Origin of the sequence: Salarchaeum japonicum, assembly GCF_049705945.1 — an archaeon.
Lineage (GTDB): Archaea > Halobacteriota > Halobacteria > Halobacteriales > Halobacteriaceae > Salarchaeum > Salarchaeum japonicum_A.
Genome location: NZ_JBNAMV010000004.1, coordinates 1,486,293 through 1,501,355 on the forward strand (window position 1 = coordinate 1,486,293; position 15,063 = coordinate 1,501,355).

The window sequence follows — 15,063 nt, forward strand, 5'->3', positions numbered from 1 at the left end:
GAGGGATTCGCGCCCGGGTTCGCAGGATGACCGTGGGGCTGTCGCAGTTTGCGCTCGCGAACTCCGTGGAGTTCTCGACGAGTTCGACGAGCTGGCAGACCGTCGCACAGCAAACGCTCCAGTTGGGCGACGACGCCCTCCACTACGCTGACCGGCTCATCGCCGCAATCGAGTTGCGGTCCTCCTCGGCGTCGTACTCGTACACCGCGTTCGCGCGGGCGGTTGTCCGGGAGCGAGACCCGCACAGCGGGGCGGTCCTCAACACGTGGACGATAAGCGTGAACTCAGACGACAACTCGCCCGACGGCGAATCTTACGACACCCAAACAGGCACGCAAACCATTGGCGCGTACTTCCGCGCGGACCTAGAGTACGAGATAGAGATTCAGGCGCGGCAAGAGGACGGTGGGTACACCGCTTATGTCCGGGATAGCAACATAACCACGACAGCGCGGAGGGTGCTCTGATGGCTGAGCGTCCACAAATCACGACCGCGAAGGTTCAGCGCCGCGCCTACATCAGCGCGTGCAGGGACTTTTTGCTGACCGCCGCACAGAGCGACCGACCAAGCGAGGCGAGCGCGGACGATGTGACCGCGGCGGCGTCGACGGCGGCCAGCGACCTCCGGCAGGGGTTCACGGCCGTCAGCGAGGTCGAGGCCGTCGCGTGTCCGTGCGTGCGCCTCGGAGCCGACTCCTGCCGGAGACTCTAAATGGGATTACTTGCACCTAACACGGGCGGCGGCGGGCCGGTCACCATCGAGCCTGCCGTTCCCAACGCGACCGACGCATCGAGCAGCGAAGACACCACCTTTGAGACCGGCAGCGACACCCTCGGAACGACCAGTCTCGGCACCACGACCGGCACGGACGACCAGGACTCCTCGCTCGTCGACACCGGCAGCGGCGACACCGACATCCAGGTCGAAGACACCAGCGACCCCGACGACTCCAGTCCCGCCGGCGGAAGCGGCTTCACCGGAGGAGCCGCCCGGTTCCTCGACGTCGACGAGGAGACCGTCGACGACGCTATCGACCAGACGAGCGAGCAGGCGGTCGGTGATGTCGTCGAGGATGTCGCGAACGAACAGATCGAGCACGGCGCCGACGGCGTCCAACCCGGCGGCGACACCACCCCGAACGTCGAGCATCCGGACAACGAGTCCGCGACCGGCTCCGAGAGCGGCGCGCTCTCGAACATCAACTTCGGTGACCCGCGCACCATCGCGGCCGTCGCGGCGGTCGCCGGCATCGCCCTCTACGCGGGGGGTCGCTGATGAGCGCTGCTGCTGGCGCGCTCGCCGGTGACTCCGCGGGCGATGTCGCGGACGCGGCGAGCGAGTCGACGGGCTTCAACATCATGCTCGTCCTCGTCGCTGCGGGAGCCGTCTACATCGGCTACCGGACGATTAACGGCGTGTCCGAAGGCGTCGGCGGCGCTGGCCGCGCGACCGGTGACTGGCTCGGTGGTCTCTCGAACTGGACGGGCGACGATGTCGCCGAGGGCAGCGTCGATGTCGCGGAAGGCGCGGGCGACGTGACGAGCGACGGGATGGACTGGTGGCTCGGTGGCGGCGCAGACGCCGTCGAGAACGCTGCAGACTGGACGCTCGGCGGCACCGCGGACAACGTCGAGAACGTCACCGACGCGACCAGCGACATCGTGAACGAGACGCTCGGCGGCACCGCCGATGTGGTCGACGATGCCGGCGACTTCGTCGGCGGACTCGTCTAAGAATGGATCCGCTGATGCAGTATGTCGTCGGTGTGTCCGCGACGATCACCGCCGGCGGAGCAGCGTTCGCGGCCGGATACGCGCGCCGCGGCTTCCAAGAAGCCCGCGCGAGCCACCGCCTCCTTACCGGCGACGACGATGTCGAGACCGACCAGGGCGTCGTCGGCCGCCTCGACGATGTCGAAGAGCTCGCTGAAGAGACGGAGCGCGAGGTCGGCGAAGTGAAGCGCGCGCTCCACCAAAAGGATCTCCTCGAACCGTGACCCGGAACGACACCACAGGCGACGCCGAGACCACATCGGCGAAGACTCGCTGGCGGTGGACGAATGACGTCCTCGCTGGCGTCATCGTCGCCGCGCACGTCACGCTCATCGCGTCGACACTCGTCGTCGATGTCCAGGTTCCGGGCCGCGTCTGGGATGTGTTCGTCCTCGAAGCGTTGCTCGCGACCACGTGGGCGTTTGGGCCGTCGACGCTCCAAGCGATCAGCAACTTCCGTAACGGCGGCGGAGGGAGTGGCGGCGAGGGGAGTTCGTGACCTTTCCGGCCGAACACGTGCCGGACGGCGCGGTGTTCGCGCCCCACCACTTGACGTGGGGTGTGCTCGTCGTCGTGTTCGCGGCGTGGATTGTGTCGGACAACTACCCGCGCCGCGAACCTCTGTTCGCAATGGCGGGCGCTGGCCTGGCGCTGTTCGCGTTTCTCTTCGTGTGGCGGTTCTACCCGGCGGCCGGTGCGGCGCTCGCGCTCACGGGCGTCACGATGACGTTCGCGGGCATCCTCTATCCGGGCGGCGTGTGGGCCGCGTATCCGCTTCGGTGGCGAGTGCTCGCCTTCGTGGGGGCCGTAGTCGCACTCGACGACGCGGTCAGCCACGCGTTCGGCGTCTGGACGCCTGTCGACGCCGCCTGGCGTGCGTTCTTGATTCCGGTGATAGCGTGACCCATCACGGCGATGTCGACGCCGCGGCTATCATCACCGAGACGTACTAGTATAGCGGACAGATTCCGCGACGGACTGGGCTTTTTAACTGGAGAGCGAGAGCGAAACGTATGGCAGTCAACGAACGTCAAGCACGCGCAGCATCAATCGACGAGGAAGAAACAATCCTCGGAAACGTCGAACCCGGCTGGGGAAGCTGGTGGCCCTGGCTCTTGCTCGGAATCGTTCTTCTCCCCGTCCTGGTTGGAATCGTCGTGCTCTACCTGACGTACCGTGCGAAACAGAAGAGCGGGAGCGTCATTACCGAGGATCGAATCGTCCAAACCCACGCGACACCCCTCCATACGCGCAGCGACGAGGTTCCGCTGAGTAGTATTCGAAGCATCTCCACGATCTCCTACCTCTTCGGCGGCGGCTACGTCGAAGTACACACGGGCGGCGTGAACATCAACGTCTACTCCCGTAGTATCAAGCAGGTCGCCGACACCGTTCGAGAAGCGACGCGTAACCACTAACCGAACCTATGAGATAAGTTCCACTCACATTGAGGCCCGGAGAATATCCGATTCTCCATCCTCAACTTCATTATCTGATATTTTATATTTCTGCTTGAGGTGTGCTTTTCTCGATCGGCACTCGCGCAGAAGGTTTCGTGAATGCTCCTGATAGGCGCACTCCTTCTGTTTAATATCGGTTAAACAGGGGCTTACTTGATTCTCAGCGAACTGAATGAGTTCTTCGCTATACTCCTTCCAGAAGGGTTCTAAGCGATGGTCTGGAGCGAACCCTTCACGCTTGAGTACTGCTATAGCTATGTTTGATTCGTCTCCAGTCTCAATATCAGCCTCTTTGAGTAATTCTTGTATCTTCGGCCGAATCTGTTCATAAAATTGATCTCCATCCTCGGATAGTTCTCTGAGGAACAATTCGTGGCGCTCCAAGTCTTTGTACAATTTCTGATTATCCTGCTGGATACGCGCAAGTCCAATTGGATCGGTTAACTCGATTGAACCTGGACCGTTTGCGCCTCCGTATTGCGGACTCGGCGTGGCATGAATCCAATTGAAAGCACAGCCCTCTCCCTCTGTATTTTCGAAGGCGTCCAGATTCTGTTCCAACTGCGTAATCGACGGCTCGAGTATGTTCGAAATTTCGTCGATTATCAGCGGCTTCTCCGCTTCTTTCTCTCGGAGCCGTAGAGTGCGGTTTGTCTGGGTGATGTTGTAGACGGTGACAACTGCCAATAGAAATGTCCCAATCGCCCCCAAGAGAGTCGCTATTACCGTTGCTCTACTACGAGGATTCATCTGGAGAGATATAAGAAAAACGTACATCGACCCAATGCCCATCAGGCCACTAATTGTACTGATGAATATAACAATAGCCGAGTCAGTATCTACCCCAAAACCCCTCATATCATAGAAGATCCATACTCCTCCCTCAAGAATAAATCCCCCTCCTGTATGTACTCGGTCTCGAAGCGCTGTCCGATTAGACACTGAGAGTCGGACATTTCACGGCCGATTTTCGCGTTCACACCACCGATAGAACTAGATGGACGGGTGAATTTGTCTCCTATACGGGGAACCCGGACATCATGAATCTCCAAGCGCACGACTCCCGCGACGACATGAAGGTATGGCTCAGCGAAGACGAAGTCGACGATCTCCTCGACGCGGCCGACACCCAACAGCAGCGCATCGCGCTCGCACTCGGCGCGCGCTGCGGCCTCCGCAGTCACGAAGTCCTCGATGTCGCTCCCGAACACGTCGTCGATACTGAAGCCGGCGCGATGCTTCGCGTCTGGCATGGGAAAGGCGATAAGTTCCGTGAGACGCCGATTCCGCGCGACCTCTACACCACGATCCGAACCCTTGACGAGTTCCGCGACGCCGACAGCAGTGACCCACTTCTCGATATCACGACGACCAGGACGCTCCGCCGGTGGGTCGAACGTGCCGCGGGCGAGCTGGCCGGCGAGATCGAGGAACCCGGCTGGAACTATCTCACCTTCCACGATCTCCGGCGGACGTGGGCGACCGCGCTCAAGAGCGCCGAAGTCGATTCTCTCCTGGTTTGTGACTGGGGCGGCTGGGACGACCTCGAAACGTTCCTAGAACACTACCGCGGAACGTACTCACCAGATGCGCAAAAACGAGAACGCGGGAAGGTGGAGTGGTTGTAATACTTTAACTCGGTATAGCGAAACAATAACAAGTAATAGATTCGTTATAGGGGAACAATGGAGCTTAGCGTTTGATGAGTGGCGATTCACCTGGGCGTCCACGAGCACTGACTGAATCGGACGCATTGTCAGCATTTGATGACACTGAGGTTCCGTTTGTAACCACTCATCTGGTTGCGGAGCGTGAAGGCTGTTCCATTGCGACAGCCCGGAAAGTGTTAGATGGGCTAGTTGGTCAAGGGGAGATAGACAAGTACCGGCTTGACGACCGTCGGACCCTATATTTTCGTACTGACTACGGGGCTGCAAATGATTTGGTTACAGGGCTAAGGAAGCATCTAGACTTAACTGGCCTCGACATTGATAGTTTGGAAGCCTTTGCTGAGAATCCATATAAACTCCTGCCAAAATCTAATAACGAGTACTATCTTGTAGTTCCGAAGTTTATACCGTTTCATGTCGGACATCTGCATGAACAGGATGGCGCATGGCAAGTATTCATCATAAATAAGTATGTCTCGTGGATCGAAGAGCTCCCGGACGAAATCCTCGATCAAGTCGACGTTGGTCAGCGATTTGATGAGGCGGAAATCAAAAATAATATCCTGACTCTCAGTAGTGAAGAAGAGCGTGAAGACGCTTGGTCAGTCCTTGGTGGGCGAGAAGGTGGGCTGCATAAGCGGGTAGGGGATAACAAGATTCAAATCCAGAAGGGGAGCGAATTCAAAATTATAGCAGAACTCATCGAACACGGGAATTTACCATTTAGTGCGGATCCTATCGTGGACTCAGACTTGCGTGGCGAGCCGGAGAACGTTGACCTTCGGTCGTATCAACAGACGGCCTGGGAAAAATTTACTGAGTACGGGAAGGTGGGGATCTATTGGCCTCCTGGTACTGGAAAGACATTTCTAGCACTCTATGCAGGGGAACGTATCGCGGGAGAAAAGTTGGTTGTTGTTCCTACAGCTACACTTGAGCAACAGTGGGAAGATCGAATCAGGAAATTTTGTGAGGCTCCTGAAGAGTGGAGTGTTAAGACGTATCAATACCTAACTTACGGAAATAATATTCAGGAGTATATGGGCTCTGATGCCCCCTCTCTCTTCATCGCAGATGAGTGCCATAGGCTGCCAGCAGACACATTCAGTAAGTTAGCCACGATTAACTCAACGTATCGAATTGGCCTATCGGCTTCACCCTATCGTGAAGACGAACGGACTGACTATATATTCGCACTAACTGGATTTCCAGTGGGTATTGACTGGCAGAGTTTAGTTGAACTAGGGGTCGTTGATTATCCGGACATCCGGGTCTATCTCTACCAAGATGCACGACAGAAGAGAGACGATCTTCTGGAATTAGTCAATCAGCGCCCGGGGAAGGGTCTAATCTTCTGTGACTCTCTTGAGAAGGGGGCCTCACTCGCCGATGAGTTGGAGATACCCTTCGTGAGTGGTGATACAGCAAAACAAAAACGCCGTAAAATCATTGACAAAAACCGGATCTCAATAGTTTCTCGTGTTGGTGACGAGGGTCTGTCTATCGAAGATCTTGACTGGACAATTGAATACCAATTCCATGGTAGTTCCCGAAGGCAGGAGTTACAGCGAACTGGACGAATCATGCATACGAATTCTCAAAACCCTCAACACATTATTCAATTAACTGATAGTGAGATGGCGAAATTCAGCGAGAGATTACACAGCCTTGAGGAGAAAGGAATGAATCTGCAGTTCGAACGCCGATCTTGATTTGGCCCTACGTGCGGTTCAGCTCCGTGTAGTCTTACCGGTGAGCAAGAATTATCAATAATCAATTCAAGTATGGGATAATGACCGATTACCCCATCCCGAAACGTGCGTCGCTTGATGATATCAAAGACATACTGAAAGCGTACTACTTGGAGGGAGCCCATTCAGAACCAGTTAGTACAAACGCCGTTGAGAATGCGGCTAATATGAGTGATAAGGTCGGCCGTCAGACCAAATTCTTAGTGGGAATCGGATTACTCAAAAAAGAGGGGCGGTCAGGTCGGATTCTGACTGAGGATGGGGAAGACATCGCGGAAGCGCTGATGGCTGGTAACGAAACTCTCGCAAAATCGTTGATGAGCGATACCCTGTCGGAGTGGGAATTTACATCTAAAATCACGGGATTCTTGCGTATGCAGCGACCTGAACCCGTGGAAAGTGACCGTCTACTAGAATACATATCTGCTAACTCTAGTTCTTCAGACAAACGGGGTAGAAAGACGCTCATTAATCTTCTAGAGTGGTGCCAGATAATTAAGAATACTGAGGATGGCTACGAACTCTCTAAAAGAGGAGGTGAGGAAGACTCTGACGAGGTCAAAGAGTCCGAAGATACTAACTCAAAAACTGACCGTTCAACCGAGGTAGAGACAGCTACAGAGGAGACTGCGACGGCATACACGCCTAACGTAACAGAGGCCTCAGTTGAGGAATCTACTGCGAATGTCAATATCCAGATTGAAATTAGCGGCAGCGACGATCCTGCAAACGTGGAGCAGGTCATTACCGCGGTAAAGAACGCACTTGACCCGGATTCGGACGGGGAGTAAAGTCCCATAGATGTCCGAATATGCACTCCGCGCTACGGTCGTGGATCCAGCGGTTCTGATGGATGCTGCTGGGAGGCTTGCAGATGCTCCACGACCGTTGACAGTGGATGAATTGAGTGAATTAATCGAATATGGCTCGACCTATACTTCTGCAGTAGTGACGTTAGGTGAAGAATTACGTCTGATTATAGAAGATAGCGAGGAAGACGGCTATCGAGTTAATCGAGACTTCCGAATGCAAGTTCGCCAATCTTCCGTAGAGAAAAAACAAATCCTACTTCGAAGTAGATTGCAGCAGTACCGGCCGTTCATATCTTTTGTATCAAGCTTAGTCCAAGATACTGATCCAGCCCGTTCAGCAAGTCAAGTAAGTGTACTATTCGAGTTCGAAGTGACTGCTGAGCATATAGAAAAACAATTCATAAAACTCGGGGTATATTCGGGCATTTTTGATCAACAGGCCTCAGACGGTGATTTTGAATTCAGTATTGATACCCGAGTAATCACAGAAGAGTTCATCAAGCGAGTGGCTGATGCAGTTAAGTCTCCTCCATTTGCACGATTATTTCTACAAAAAAGACTTGACGAAGAGATAATCGACTACTTGGATGATGACACCGTCGGTGAACTGACCACTGCGTTAGAATTATTTTGGGAACGTCCTCGGAGTGCGATAGCGGCTGCAGGTAGAGCTGTAGGAGACGTTCAGAGAGACCTTGGAAATGACTACGGCAACGGATACGAGAAATATTCAAATGCAAACGGAATCACTGAATTAGCCGACTGTCTCAGTAGTGACGAATTGATTAATTCCCGACACTTACACGCTGGTAAATACCTCGGCGGTATGCGTAATCCAAGTGGGGGTCATGGGAAAGATGCAGAGACTCTCAAAAGATGGGAGGTCTCGGAAGAAGTGGCATTTGGCTATATTCTTGCTTCAATTCACTATATCCGTAGCGTATTCGCTTTCGTAGTGCAAGACCGACAAGTTCTATGATTAGAAATAAGAATCCAACTCTTCGTCGATATCATCACTCTTAGTGTCCGTCGAGTGATTATCTGATTGTTCAGACTGACCTGGCTCCGAATTCGTTTTTGACGCGTTGTGGTCAGGTTCTTTGGACTGATCGGTAACCGTATCCGTTGACCACTCCTCCTCGAACCCGTCCGAAATCGACGCCTGGGTGTTCAATCCCTCAGAAATCGCTCGTACTACTCGATATACTTGGGAAGGGTTCTCGTCGCCACTTATTTCGCAAGAAATGCTAACAGAATATTCAACGGAGATATCGCTCCCTTCGGCTGAGTTGCGCTGATCACTCGCCCCAGGCGTATCGGATTCGTAACCCGGTTCGTCAGGTATTAGCTCGTCTGAAGATATACTCGAATCTTCTGGGATATCAGCTTTTTCTTCTCCCTGATTTGTCTCAAAATCCGCTTCATGAACAGCGTCCAATTTGCCGTCGTCCCGCTCAAAAACGATTCTCGAGTGAATATAGAACTCAAGGAGCGTTTCGAGAGAGGAGTCGGAATCTGCCTCCTGTCCAGTAATCTCCTCAAGTTGAGAAACAGCCTCTGAACGAGACGGGTTCCGAATAGAGAGAAAATCTACAAACGCATCAGTCGTCTCGTATTCGAAGAGGATAGGCGCTAACTGTTCGCCGGCTAACTCTTCTTCTTGTAGAAGGGCCTGTGCATAGGTTGCACCGGCCTCGGTTAATTTCTTACCCCGCCCATCATTTTCCAGTATATTACACTCGACAAGAAAGGCGTTTTGGCGGGAAATAGAGCCGTTCGAGATACCAACGCGGTTTGCGACCTCAGAGTTACTTGTACTCTCTTTTTCCGCTCCTGCTGAATACCATCCTTGAATGATATCAAGAAGAGTTTCAAGCGATGCTTTCCGGGGGACTGGAATAGACATAGACGACTAAATGCATAGACTTTCTATAAACCTTGGTAGTCCGAATATTATTTCAAGTCGCCATATCCGACCGTGAACCGTGACGATCTGTCGCACGACGCGAAGAAAATACCTATGCGGGTAGGCGTCAAAAGCAGAACTCACGCAAAGATATCCCCGATTTTGACCGCCAGGAGATTGAATGTAAAGCTAGCGTTGGCGTCCCGTATCAAATAATCGAGTGCTTTCCCATCTATCAAACATCTACGTCTGTTCTTCTGTCTCCTCGCTACCCTCGTCTGACTTGGACAGAGAATATTTGTTAAGGTATGGAAGCGCGTCTCCAATTGAGTCAAACATCTGCTCTGCCTCTGCTTCAGTTGTTGCTTCCGACTGCTCAAGTCGAATGAACTTCCGAGAATCCGCGACCATATCGGGGGAACGAACTACGACCGCACCCATCGGATTAATTCCCAAAAACCCGTGCATGGCTGCCCTATGATGAGTATACTTAGCGGTATTCGCCTCATCTGCCAAAATGAAACTGTAGTCTTCGACCAAGCGGACACCTATCGTAGTCTTCGTGGTTTCCTTGGGGCCGACACTGACGTGGCATCCTCGAACCGGATCTGTCACTCGAAATTCCACCTGTACTTGCCGAGCCTCGGAAGATCCCAAGTTTTGTATCTCAGCACTCCCGCTAACACCATCCATAACCTCTTCTGGGCTGAATCGAGATGCCGTAACTGATTGGGGCCATAGAGCGGCGTAATCTTTCTGAAATTCGAAGAAAATCATTGAGGCATAGAACGCAGTCGCTGCTCCGACGACAGCGGAAGATTCAGCGAAGTGATAGACGCCAGCAGCTACAACCAGCGCGAACGCACTCTCGATTATTCGTAGGTTCCCGAAAATAACGCGAATCATCAGTAGCGACCGAATTCGGTAGTAAATGAAAGAGAGTTCGAACTTCTGCAAGCGAAGAAAGGCTCGAAGCATGCGCTTTGAGACTGCCGACTCAATCGGGTTCAGTTCCCGATCTATCTCGTAGGTCTCTATGATCTCAGCCTTCTTCCGATAAAACAGCCAGACCTCCAAAAGGAACACAATAACTACGCTACAGGCCGCTAGCTCAAACCACATCAGCCTAGTACGTGACCCGGCCGCCGTTCGTCCGGCTCGGGAACTAATTGATCCGCCCGTGCTTCCCCGTCCAAGTATAGCCGCCCCCAAATCGTCAGCTCGTAGACTTCGTAGTCGTCGCTCAACGGCTTGACGTAGCCAGCTTGACTGAGAACGCGGAGGCGTTCGCGAATCTTCCGCGTGCTCACGGGCCGCCGCCGAGATCGGGCGATAGTCTCGGGTGTGGCGGCGGCGTCCGTCGCGAGGTATTCGAGGATGCGGTCGTCGAGGACTTCCATCCAGATACCGGTTCGTCGCGCCATCACGCTCCGTTTGCCTCCTGTTCGGTCGAGCCGAGTTCGTACTCTTCGGGGTTCTCGATGAACTCCTCGGCTTCCGCGTCGTATTCGCCGTCGAGGTAGGCTTCGCCTTTCTCGGTCATCGCGTAGACGCCGTTCGGGAGTCGGTGAAGGAGACCGTGGTCAGCGAGCTTACTCAGACGCGTCGAGATGTGGGGCTTTGAGACGTGGATTAGACCAGTGTCCTTGATGGTTTTCGGAGAGCTGGGGCCTTGCTCGTTGATTATTTCGAGAATCCGGTCATCCCACACAGACTGCCACGAACCGCTGTATCTCATTATGGTCTAAATTAGCACCACCAGTCCCTATGGGGCGGGAATATAGCCTTTTAGAACCAACTGAGTTTCTACAGACTACTGGTGTCTGAGACAACCACCGTTAGATATATCTAATGCCGGTGTTTGGGTGTGGATGCGAGACCCCTGCGCTGGTCGAAGAAGACTCTGGTTGGTTTGTGAAGGCCGGGACGCGGTGCAACGCGTCCCGTAAGGCGGTTTCGCGGACCTAGAATGTTCGCTGAAACCACTGCGGGCAAAGCCCGCACGTCGACAGACGCACTGACTCCCGATAAATCCGACGCGACCTACTGCGAGTGTGGCGCGCCCGCCGCCGGCCTCGACGCGCTCACGCACGAACCCACGTGCGCCGACTGCGCGAGTAATCGGTTCGCGGACGCCGACACCGTCTACCAGGCCCGCTGCCGCACCTGTGGCCGGGCCTGGAGCGCGCACCGACTCCGTTCTGCCGCTGAAGGCGACGCTTCGATCCACAACGGCCTCGTCCACGACGGCATGGAACTCGCGGCCGTGGAGGCGGTTCAGCCATGAGTGAGGAGGAGCTGTCCCGCGGCGAACTCGCGGACATCGTCGAGGACGCCGACACGCTCTTCGTCGTCGCCGAAACCGAAGATGGCGACTGGGGAACCTACCGCGACACCACGAACTCCGGTGATGACGCGACTGCCTCCTGCCTTACCGCGGCTATCGTCGCGCGCGACGACGCCCGCGAGTTCCTGGACGCCGTCAGCGAGGATGAACCCGAGATCGTGCGGATGGCGGAGGACATCTTCGCCAAGCACGCCGGAGGTGCCCAGCGGTGAGCGGCGACGAGGAGGGCGGCGATGCCTAGGCGTCGTCGCGACCCCAGCGACCTCACACCGCGCGAGGCGAAAGAGCGCTACCTACGGCGTCGCCGCACCGACGCCACCGAGAAGAGCGTCGCGGGCTTCCACGGCCGCCTGAAACTCTTCGTTGAATGGTGTGAAGGCGTCGGCATCACCAGCGTCGGCGACCTCCAGCCCTACGACCTGAACGAATACTTCGACCTCCGTAGCGGTGATGTCGCCCCGTCGACCGTCGAAGGCGAAATGTACACGCTGAAAAAATTCTGCGAGTTCCTCGAACAACTCGGTGCCACCGACGACGGTCTCGCCGAGAAAGTCCCGATTCCCGACGTTCCCGAGGACGCCCGCAGTAGCGACACGAAACTCGACTCCGAGGCCGCTCGCAACCTCATCACCTTCCACCGCGAGAACCCCGAAACGTTCGGGACTCGCGCCCACGTCCTGCTCGAACTCGCCTGGTTCACGGGCGCTCGACAGGGCGGTCTCCGCGCCCTCGACATCCGCGACGTGTACCCCGACGGCAACTACGTCGAGGTCCGTCATCGGCCGAGCACGGGAACGCCACTGAAAAACAAGTTCCACGGCGAGCGCGCCGTCGGCGTCCCTTCTCAGACGATGAACGCAGTCCAGCTCTACATCCAGCGCAACCGCTACGACGTTCACGACGAGAACGGGCGGCAGCCGCTGCTGGCAAGCCGCTACGGCCGCCCGACGGGCAACACCGTCCGCGTCTGGAGCTACCTCGCCACGCTCCCCTGTACGGCCGGCTCATGCCCGCACGGGAAAGAGCCGCCGGTCTGCGAGTGGACCGAGCGCAATCACGCGAGCAAGTGCCCGTCGAGCCGGGCACCCCACCACATCCGCACCGGCTCGATTACGTGGCAACTGAACTCCGGCATCCCCATCGAAGTCGTCAGCCAGCGCGTGAACGCCGGCGTTGATGTCATCGAAGAGTACTACGACAAACCCTCCCCGGAAGAACTCTGGCGGCGTCGCCGTCAGCAGATGGAACAGCGCCGCAACTACCTCGACAACCTCGACCTCGACGATGAGTAACCGAACCCCCCACCCGAACAGCACAGCCGATGGGAAGGGCCTGAGCCGCCGCAAATCAATTTCGCGCCGGCCCATTTTCACCCCACTACGACACGACGAGCAATAGCGAGGAGTCCGTAGTGGGGGTTACAACTGCACCAAGCGAATTTGAACCAGGGAGTGGAGCAAAGCGGAACGACCGTGATTCAGTAATTCGCGCCGGCCCACTTCTCCCGCAATCTACACCCACGAGCGACCGCGAGGCTCTCGTGGTCGGTGGGGAACTCATTGACCGGCTCTGAATCGGTGGGGTCGTAGTGTTGAGTGACGTGGGTCGACCGTCCATAGTTACTTCACGATTCACGTCGATTTCGCGTTTTCCACGCTTGTTCTCGGTTGGCGGGACGGCCGTCTATCGGTTATCGCGCAATTTCGACTGGTGAGTCCCTCGCGTAGGTAGTTGTGGTCGTTGTTGTGGGTTCTTACGTCACGGTCAGTGTTTGTTTGATGATGACCGAGTTCGTTGGGGTGTGAACGACGCGAACAACGATTGTATCACCATGGTTTAGCTGGCATTCTGTTCCGGCTATTCGGAACGCCGCAGTTTCGCCTGCGCTCCATTCGCCACTTGTTTCGCCGATTGGTCCGCTGACCGAATTATACGAGTTGTCGAAGATGTCGTTTCCACGGACGTACTCGCTCGTCGGTACGGGGTCGCCCCCGCTCGCCGGTAAGTTGACTAATCGACCGGATTTTCCGCAGGCGTCCTGCGCGTTGACCGCGATTTCGAGGTCGGACGCCGAGAGGGTGTCCCCGGCGATATGCCTGATTCTGACCGTCCCTCCCTCGTATCCATCTTGCATTACAAGTTCGGCGCTCGCGTGGCCGACGGTCGGACTGGGTTGGGTGAGTTCGTCAGTAACGCCGAGCGCGAACATCGAGATTGTCGCGGCGAGGATCACTACGATAGCGACCAAGAGGATGTTCCCGATAACCGGTGAAACGGCTCGCGGTGACGAACTCATTCCACTTGGGATACTGGTGTAGTGACACTAATCTGTTCTCATTACTGCGTTCGTCGTGGTGCGACGCGGTTCTCGTCTTTGGTTCGTTACGAATCGTTCCGTTGCTGGATGGGACGTGACTGTGTTGGTGTGGGTTCTGGATGTGAATGTTAGACTCTGACAAAACCCAGGGGCCGTCGTGGAGGCCGCCACGACTCGTCCTCAGTCCCAACTCGCGTTTTCCGTTCTCGTTGAGCTGGGTGGCGCTGTGCGGTGCGTCTCCACGGGAGCGGTCTGTTTATCCGGGATGGCGGCGGAGTGTGGGGTATGGATTCGGAGCTTTTGAGCGCTGACGCTGCTGTCGAGCGTCGGGACGAGGTCGTGGCGGCGGTGCGGGAGCACGCGGGCGAGTTGGCGCGGTCGCTCGCGCGGTTGGACGGCGGGGAGTACGGGCGGCGGTCGTTCCGGGTGGGGGAGGGCGAGTGGACGGTGAAGTACGAGGACGGCGGGCTGGATTTCCTGCGGTTCGAGGGGAAGGCGGGTCTGGACGTCTACGTCGTGTCGACGAAGCGCGACCCGGAGCCGGAGCCGTTGGCGCGGGCGATGGAGCAGTACGACGGGCTCGTGCGGGCGTTCAACGACTACGTGTCGTCGATGCGGGGGACGCTGGACGAAATTTCCACCGAGTTCCCGGAGCCGGCGTCCACCAGCGACATCGTCGCGGAGCGCGACCGCATCGTCTCCGACATTCGGGAGGTGGCGAACCGCATGGCGGGCGAACTCCATCGGTACGACGGCGGCGACTACGGGTCGTTCGCGTCCCGCGTGGCCGGGACGCGCTGGGAGCTCAAGTACGCGGAGGGTCGCGCGTCCTACCTGCGGGCGGGCGACGTGTACCTCGTGGGTCAGTACGGGCCGCCGTCCGCGCCGGACGTGCGCCGGCACGCGCCCGACGTGTCGCTGTTCGTGGAGGCGTACAACGAGCACGTCCGGGAGCTGAGCGATTCCCTGGAGACGGTCTCGCTCTGACACCACAACCGATTTGACGCGCGTCCGACTGCGGGCGAAC

21 protein-coding genes are annotated in these 15,063 nt (G+C 56.5%); 16 read left to right on the top strand and 5 right to left on the bottom strand.

Annotated elements, in window-relative coordinates; translation table 11 throughout:
- The first annotated feature begins 26 nt into the window (after nt 1–26).
- The 8 genes from ACOZ4O_RS09720 to ACOZ4O_RS09755 all read left to right on the top strand — a co-directional run bounded on the left by ACOZ4O_RS09720 (nt 27) and on the right by ACOZ4O_RS09755 (nt 3,191).
- On the top strand, nt 27–467 hold the full coding sequence (locus tag ACOZ4O_RS09720) for a hypothetical protein (protein WP_424525111.1): 441 nt from the start codon (nt 27–29) through the stop codon (nt 465–467).
- Nucleotides 467–712, top strand: a complete 246-nt coding sequence (locus ACOZ4O_RS09725; RefSeq protein ID WP_424525112.1) for a hypothetical protein — start codon at nt 467–469, stop codon at nt 710–712. The genes ACOZ4O_RS09720 and ACOZ4O_RS09725 overlap by 1 nt, the downstream gene beginning before the upstream one ends.
- Nucleotides 713–1,276, top strand: coding sequence for a hypothetical protein (locus tag ACOZ4O_RS09730; RefSeq protein WP_424525113.1), 564 nt, complete (start codon nt 713–715; stop codon nt 1,274–1,276).
- The gene (locus ACOZ4O_RS09735; RefSeq protein WP_424525114.1) at nt 1,276–1,734 is read left to right on the top strand and encodes a hypothetical protein; all 459 of its coding nucleotides are present in this window, start codon (nt 1,276–1,278) and stop codon (nt 1,732–1,734) included. Before ACOZ4O_RS09730 ends, ACOZ4O_RS09735 begins: the two co-directional genes overlap by 1 nt.
- A 14-nt stretch (nt 1,735–1,748) precedes the next feature.
- Entirely contained in the window at nt 1,749–1,997 is a 249-nt protein-coding gene (locus tag ACOZ4O_RS09740) for a hypothetical protein (protein ID WP_424525115.1), read from the top strand.
- Nucleotides 1,994–2,272 carry a hypothetical protein gene (locus ACOZ4O_RS09745; protein WP_424525116.1) on the top strand — a complete coding sequence of 93 codons (279 nt, stop codon included), beginning with the start codon at nt 1,994–1,996 and terminating at the stop codon, nt 2,270–2,272. The genes ACOZ4O_RS09740 and ACOZ4O_RS09745 overlap by 4 nt, the downstream gene beginning before the upstream one ends.
- Nucleotides 2,269–2,676 carry a hypothetical protein gene (locus tag ACOZ4O_RS09750; protein ID WP_424525117.1) on the top strand — a complete coding sequence of 136 codons (408 nt, stop codon included), beginning with the start codon at nt 2,269–2,271 and terminating at the stop codon, nt 2,674–2,676. The genes ACOZ4O_RS09745 and ACOZ4O_RS09750 overlap by 4 nt, the downstream gene beginning before the upstream one ends.
- Nucleotides 2,677–2,786: 110 nt before the next feature.
- Nucleotides 2,787–3,191: a hypothetical protein gene (locus tag ACOZ4O_RS09755; RefSeq protein ID WP_424525118.1), complete on the top strand. Its 405-nt coding sequence runs from the start codon at nt 2,787–2,789 to the stop codon at nt 3,189–3,191.
- Nucleotides 3,192–3,215: 24 nt separating this feature from the next.
- On the opposite strand, the gene ACOZ4O_RS09760 is transcribed toward ACOZ4O_RS09755, so the two are convergent.
- A complete protein-coding gene (locus ACOZ4O_RS09760) occupies nt 3,216–4,025 on the bottom strand; it encodes a hypothetical protein (protein ID WP_424525119.1) in 810 nt (269 codons plus the stop codon).
- Nucleotides 4,026–4,273: 248 nt separating this feature from the next.
- Here ACOZ4O_RS09760 and ACOZ4O_RS09765 point away from each other — a divergent pair, with 248 nt between their 5' ends.
- From ACOZ4O_RS09765 to ACOZ4O_RS09780, 4 genes are all read left to right on the top strand, one after another.
- Nucleotides 4,274–4,861, top strand: a complete 588-nt coding sequence (locus ACOZ4O_RS09765) for a tyrosine-type recombinase/integrase (RefSeq protein ID WP_424525120.1) — start codon at nt 4,274–4,276, stop codon at nt 4,859–4,861.
- Between the two features lie 74 nt (nt 4,862–4,935).
- Entirely contained in the window at nt 4,936–6,615 is a 1,680-nt protein-coding gene (locus tag ACOZ4O_RS09770) for a DEAD/DEAH box helicase (RefSeq protein ID WP_424525121.1), read from the top strand.
- An 80-nt stretch (nt 6,616–6,695) separates the two neighbouring features.
- Nucleotides 6,696–7,445: a hypothetical protein gene (locus ACOZ4O_RS09775; RefSeq protein WP_424525122.1), complete on the top strand. Its 750-nt coding sequence runs from the start codon at nt 6,696–6,698 to the stop codon at nt 7,443–7,445.
- A 10-nt stretch (nt 7,446–7,455) separates the two neighbouring features.
- Complete coding sequence (locus ACOZ4O_RS09780) at nt 7,456–8,445, top strand: hypothetical protein (protein ID WP_424525123.1); 990 nt, start codon at nt 7,456–7,458, stop codon at nt 8,443–8,445.
- Here the strand turns inward: ACOZ4O_RS09780 and ACOZ4O_RS09785 are convergent, their stop codons facing one another.
- From ACOZ4O_RS09785 to ACOZ4O_RS09795, 3 genes are all read right to left on the bottom strand, one after another.
- Nucleotides 8,446–9,372: a hypothetical protein gene (locus ACOZ4O_RS09785; RefSeq protein ID WP_424525124.1), complete on the bottom strand. Its 927-nt coding sequence runs from the start codon at nt 9,370–9,372 to the stop codon at nt 8,446–8,448.
- Nucleotides 9,373–9,615: 243 nt separating this feature from the next.
- On the bottom strand, nt 9,616–10,494 hold the full coding sequence (locus ACOZ4O_RS09790) for a hypothetical protein (RefSeq protein ID WP_424525125.1): 879 nt from the start codon (nt 10,492–10,494) through the stop codon (nt 9,616–9,618).
- Nucleotides 10,494–10,796, bottom strand: coding sequence for a repressor phrH2 (locus ACOZ4O_RS09795; protein WP_424525126.1), 303 nt, complete (start codon nt 10,794–10,796; stop codon nt 10,494–10,496). The genes ACOZ4O_RS09790 and ACOZ4O_RS09795 overlap by 1 nt, the downstream gene beginning before the upstream one ends.
- A 545-nt stretch (nt 10,797–11,341) precedes the next feature.
- Here ACOZ4O_RS09795 and ACOZ4O_RS09800 point away from each other — a divergent pair.
- The 3 genes from ACOZ4O_RS09800 to ACOZ4O_RS09810 are packed head-to-tail and all read left to right on the top strand — an operon-like array spanning nt 11,342 to nt 13,011.
- Entirely contained in the window at nt 11,342–11,659 is a 318-nt protein-coding gene (locus ACOZ4O_RS09800; RefSeq protein WP_424525127.1) for a hypothetical protein, read from the top strand.
- Nucleotides 11,656–11,931, top strand: coding sequence for a hypothetical protein (locus ACOZ4O_RS09805; protein ID WP_424525128.1), 276 nt, complete (start codon nt 11,656–11,658; stop codon nt 11,929–11,931). The genes ACOZ4O_RS09800 and ACOZ4O_RS09805 overlap by 4 nt, the downstream gene beginning before the upstream one ends.
- Before the next feature lie 21 nt (nt 11,932–11,952).
- Entirely contained in the window at nt 11,953–13,011 is a 1,059-nt protein-coding gene (locus tag ACOZ4O_RS09810; protein ID WP_424525129.1) for a tyrosine-type recombinase/integrase, read from the top strand.
- A gap of 461 nt (nt 13,012–13,472) precedes the next feature.
- Here the strand turns inward: ACOZ4O_RS09810 and ACOZ4O_RS09815 are convergent, their stop codons facing one another.
- Nucleotides 13,473–14,015 carry a type IV pilin gene (locus tag ACOZ4O_RS09815; RefSeq protein ID WP_424525130.1) on the bottom strand — a complete coding sequence of 181 codons (543 nt, stop codon included), beginning with the start codon at nt 14,013–14,015 and terminating at the stop codon, nt 13,473–13,475.
- A 306-nt stretch (nt 14,016–14,321) separates the two neighbouring features.
- Between ACOZ4O_RS09815 and ACOZ4O_RS09820 the strand changes: the two genes are divergently transcribed.
- Complete coding sequence (locus ACOZ4O_RS09820; RefSeq protein ID WP_424525131.1) at nt 14,322–15,023, top strand: hypothetical protein; 702 nt, start codon at nt 14,322–14,324, stop codon at nt 15,021–15,023.
- The last annotated feature ends 40 nt before the right edge of the window (nt 15,024–15,063 follow it).

Excerpts from the sequence above, each read along its gene's own strand:
- ACOZ4O_RS09720 (WP_424525111.1), top strand. The coding sequence starts at position 27 with ATGACCGTGGGGCTGTCGCAGTTTGCGCTCGCGAACTCCGTGGAGTTC.
- ACOZ4O_RS09725 (WP_424525112.1), top strand. The coding sequence starts at position 467 with ATGGCTGAGCGTCCACAAATCACGACCGCGAAGGTTCAGCGCCGCGCC.
- ACOZ4O_RS09730 (WP_424525113.1), top strand. The coding sequence starts at position 713 with ATGGGATTACTTGCACCTAACACGGGCGGCGGCGGGCCGGTCACCATC.
- ACOZ4O_RS09735 (WP_424525114.1), top strand. The coding sequence starts at position 1,276 with ATGAGCGCTGCTGCTGGCGCGCTCGCCGGTGACTCCGCGGGCGATGTC.
- ACOZ4O_RS09740 (WP_424525115.1), top strand. The coding sequence starts at position 1,749 with ATGCAGTATGTCGTCGGTGTGTCCGCGACGATCACCGCCGGCGGAGCA.
- ACOZ4O_RS09755 (WP_424525118.1), top strand. The coding sequence starts at position 2,787 with ATGGCAGTCAACGAACGTCAAGCACGCGCAGCATCAATCGACGAGGAA.
- ACOZ4O_RS09760 (WP_424525119.1), bottom strand. The coding sequence starts at position 4,025 with ATGGGCATTGGGTCGATGTACGTTTTTCTTATATCTCTCCAGATGAAT.
- ACOZ4O_RS09765 (WP_424525120.1), top strand. The coding sequence starts at position 4,274 with ATGAATCTCCAAGCGCACGACTCCCGCGACGACATGAAGGTATGGCTC.
- ACOZ4O_RS09770 (WP_424525121.1), top strand. The coding sequence starts at position 4,936 with ATGAGTGGCGATTCACCTGGGCGTCCACGAGCACTGACTGAATCGGAC.
- ACOZ4O_RS09775 (WP_424525122.1), top strand. The coding sequence starts at position 6,696 with ATGACCGATTACCCCATCCCGAAACGTGCGTCGCTTGATGATATCAAA.
- ACOZ4O_RS09780 (WP_424525123.1), top strand. The coding sequence starts at position 7,456 with ATGTCCGAATATGCACTCCGCGCTACGGTCGTGGATCCAGCGGTTCTG.
- ACOZ4O_RS09785 (WP_424525124.1), bottom strand. The coding sequence starts at position 9,372 with ATGTCTATTCCAGTCCCCCGGAAAGCATCGCTTGAAACTCTTCTTGAT.
- ACOZ4O_RS09790 (WP_424525125.1), bottom strand. The coding sequence starts at position 10,494 with ATGTGGTTTGAGCTAGCGGCCTGTAGCGTAGTTATTGTGTTCCTTTTG.
- ACOZ4O_RS09795 (WP_424525126.1), bottom strand. The coding sequence starts at position 10,796 with ATGGCGCGACGAACCGGTATCTGGATGGAAGTCCTCGACGACCGCATC.
- ACOZ4O_RS09800 (WP_424525127.1), top strand. The coding sequence starts at position 11,342 with ATGTTCGCTGAAACCACTGCGGGCAAAGCCCGCACGTCGACAGACGCA.
- ACOZ4O_RS09805 (WP_424525128.1), top strand. The coding sequence starts at position 11,656 with ATGAGTGAGGAGGAGCTGTCCCGCGGCGAACTCGCGGACATCGTCGAG.
- ACOZ4O_RS09810 (WP_424525129.1), top strand. The coding sequence starts at position 11,953 with ATGCCTAGGCGTCGTCGCGACCCCAGCGACCTCACACCGCGCGAGGCG.
- ACOZ4O_RS09815 (WP_424525130.1), bottom strand. The coding sequence starts at position 14,015 with ATGAGTTCGTCACCGCGAGCCGTTTCACCGGTTATCGGGAACATCCTC.
- ACOZ4O_RS09820 (WP_424525131.1), top strand. The coding sequence starts at position 14,322 with ATGGATTCGGAGCTTTTGAGCGCTGACGCTGCTGTCGAGCGTCGGGAC.